Source organism: Cryobacterium sp. M15, from assembly GCF_002929675.1.
Lineage (GTDB): Bacteria > Actinomycetota > Actinomycetes > Actinomycetales > Microbacteriaceae > Cryobacterium > Cryobacterium lyxosi.
Map to the genome: position 1 here is coordinate 1 of NZ_PJJW01000010.1, position 3,613 is coordinate 3,613.

Annotated in this window: 2 rRNA genes; both read right to left on the reverse strand. The window is 52.8% G+C overall.

The window, feature by feature from the left end:
- Positions 1-7 precede the first annotated feature (7 nt).
- Positions 8-124, reverse strand: a 5S ribosomal RNA gene (gene rrf / locus CXY83_RS00110).
- A 122-nt stretch (positions 125-246) separates the two neighbouring features.
- Positions 247-3,374: ribosomal RNA gene (locus CXY83_RS00115) — 23S ribosomal RNA — on the reverse strand.
- Between the last annotated feature and the right edge of the window lie 239 nt (positions 3,375-3,613).

Sequence of the window (3,613 nt, forward strand, 5' to 3'; positions counted from 1 at the left end):
AAGTTAAGTCCGGCGGTGTCCTACTCTCCCACAGGGTCCCCCCTGCAGTACCATCGGCGCTGAGAGTCTTAGCTTCCGGGTTCGGAATGTGACCGGGCGTTTCCCTCTCGCTATAGCCGCCGAAACATCTTTCGATGAATCGATTCTATATTTTTTAGTTATAGAGCCCTCATGACGAAGGCGTTGTTCTCGACCGTACATCGAGAACCACATAGTGGACGCTAAAGCAGCTTCTTCAAACTGAGTGTTATCAAATTATCGGCTTATTAGTACCGGTCAGCTTCATGGGTCTTTAGTCCCCACTTCCACATCCGGCCTATCAACGCAGTAGTCTAGCTGCGAGCCTCTCCCCCGAAGGGATGGAAATCTCATCTCGAAGCCGGCTTCCCGCTTAGATGCTTTCAGCGGTTATCCGTTCCGAACGTAGCTAATCAGCGGTGCTCCTGGCGGAACAACTGACACACCAGAGGTTCGTCCATCCCGGTCCTCTCGTACTAGGGATAGATCTTCTCAAATTTCCTGCGCGCGCAGCGGATAGGGACCGAACTGTCTCACGACGTTCTAAACCCAGCTCGCGTACCGCTTTAATGGGCGAACAGCCCAACCCTTGGGACCTACTCCAGCCCCAGGATGCGACGAGCCGACATCGAGGTGCCAAACCATGCCGTCGATATGGACTCTTGGGCAAGATCAGCCTGTTATCCCCGAGGTACCTTTTATCCGTTGAGCGACAGCGCTTCCACAAGCCACTGCCGGATCACTAGTCCCGACTTTCGTCCCTGCTCGACTTGTCAGTCTTACAGTCAAGCTCCCTTGTGCACTTACACTCGACACCTGATTACCAACCAGGTTGAGGGAACCTTTGGGCGCCTCCGTTACTTTTTAGGAGGCAACCGCCCCAGTTAAACTACCCACCAGGCACTGTCCCTGAACCGGATCACGGTTCGAAGTTAGGTATCCAATATGACCAGAGTGGTATTTCAACAATGACTCCACCTGAACTAGCGTCCAAGCTTCACAGTCTCCCACCTATCCTACACAAGCCACACCGAACACCAATACCAAGCTGTAGTAAAGGTCACGGGGTCTTTCCGTCCTGCTGCGCGTAACGAGCATCTTTACTCGTAATGCAATTTCGCCGAGTTCGCGGTTGAGACAGCTGGGAAGTCGTTACGCCATTCGTGCAGGTCGGAACTTACCCGACAAGGAATTTCGCTACCTTAGGATGGTTATAGTTACCACCGCCGTTTACTGGGGCTTAAATTCTCAGCTTCGCCTTGCGGCTAACCGTTCCTCTTAACCTTCCAGCACCGGGCAGGCGTCAGTCCGTATACATCGTCTTGCGACTTAGCACGGACCTGTGTTTTTAGTAAACAGTCGCTTCCCACTGGTCTCTGCGGCCTTCGAACGCTCCCGGAGCAAGTCCGTTCACGCCTCAGGCCCCCCTTCTCCCGAAGTTACGGGGGCATTTTGCCGAGTTCCTTAACCACGATTCTCTCGATCTCCTTAGTATTCTCTACCTGATCACCTGAGTCGGTTTGGGGTACGGGTGACTAAAACCTCGCGTCGATGCTTTTCTTGGCAGCATAGGATCACTGATTTCACCCTTACGGGCTACCCATCGGGTCTCAGGCATCATGAACGACGGATTTGCCTATCGTTCGCCCTACATCCTTAGACCGGGTCAACCATCGCCCGGCTCAGCTACCTTCCTGCGTCACACCTGTTAATACGCTAACCGCACCAGCATAGGGTCGCACGCTAGGCCCCACGCTTCACCCCGAAGGGATCCATCTAGGGGATTCAGATGCTTAGCATTACTGGATTAGCTTGGGCGGTTTTTCGTCAGTACGGGAATATCAACCCGTTGTCCATCGACTACGCCTGTCGGCCTCGCCTTAGGTCCCGACTTACCCAGGGCGGATTAGCCTGGCCCTGGAACCCTTGATCTTTCGGAGGACGGGTTTCTCACCCGTCTTTCGCTACTCATGCCTGCATTCTCACTCGTGTGGCCTCCACGGCTGGTTTACACCGCCGCTTCGCTGGCCACACGACGCTCTCCTACCCATCAACACGGCTGAACTAACACCACAAGGGTGCAGCTAACCAAAAATATCAATGCCACAACTTCGGTGGCGTGCTTGAGCCCCGTTACATTGTCGGCGCGGAATCACTTGACCAGTGAGCTATTACGCACTCTTTCAAGGGTGGCTGCTTCTAAGCCAACCTCCTGGTTGTCTGTGCAACTCCACATCCTTTCCCACTTAGCACGCGCTTTGGGACCTTAGTTGGTGGTCTGGGTTGTTTCCCTCTCGACGATGAAGCTTATCCCCCACCGTCTCACTGCTGCGCTCTCACTTACCGGCATTCGGAGTTTGGCTGACGTCAGTAAGCTTTTAGGCCCCATCGGCCATCCAGTAGCTCTACCTCCGGCAAGAAACACGCAACGCTGCACCTAAATGCATTTCGGAGAGAACCAGCTATCACGAAGTTTGATTGGCCTTTCACCCCTATCCACAGCTCATCCCCTCCATTTTCAACTGAAGTGGGTTCGGTCCTCCACGACGTCTTACCGTCGCTTCAACCTGGCCATGGATAGATCACTTCGCTTCGGGTCTAGGACATGCGACTGAATCGCCCTATTCAGACTCGCTTTCGCTACGCATTCCCCTCTCGGGTTAAGCTCGCCACATATCACTAACTCGCAGGCTCATTCTTCAAAAGGCACGCTGTCACCAGAACAAAGCTGGCTCCAACGGTTTGTAAGCAAACGGTTTCAGGTACTATTTCACTCCCCTCCCGGGGTACTTTTCACCTTTCCCTCACGGTACTTGTTCACTATCGGTCATGTAGGAGTATTTAGGCTTATCAGGTGGTCCTGACGGATTCACACGGGATTTCTCGGGCCCCGTGCTACTTGGGATACTTCTCGGGCGATTGCTGCATTTCGACTACGGGGTTCGCACCCTCTATGACCAGGCTTTCAATCCTGTTCGTCTATACAACGTTCTAACCCTTACCATTCGGTAGAATAGGCAGAAAAGTCCCGCAACCCCGACCATGCAACGCCTACCGGCTATCACACATGATCGGTTTAGCCTCATCCGGGTTCGCTCGCCACTACTAACGGAATCACTGTTGTTTTCTCTTCCTGTGGGTACTGAGATGTTTCACTTCCCCACGTTCCCTCTACCCGCCCTATATATTCAGGCGGGAGTCACCAGGTCACCTTGCGGGCCTGGCGGGGTTTCCCCATTCGGACATCCTCGGATCACAGTTCGTTTATCAACTCCCCGAGGCTTATCGCAGATTACTACGTCCTTCTTCGGCTCTACATGCCAAGGCATTCACCGTTTGCTCTTAAAAATTTGAAATCACATGAGTTTGAATCGATTAAGTATCACCACTCGAAAGTGATGATCGAAATTGACCAATGATCTAACACACACCCGAAGGCATGTGTTTTGATCTTTGTAATTGACCGCAGATTCAAAGAATCTGCGGCAAATTTAAGATGCTCGCGTCCACTGTGTAGTTCTCAAAGTACGGGCGGTACCCTTCCCGCCGGCAAGTGATGCCAACGAGAAAAAGTCCAGAAGAATCAGATCAACCA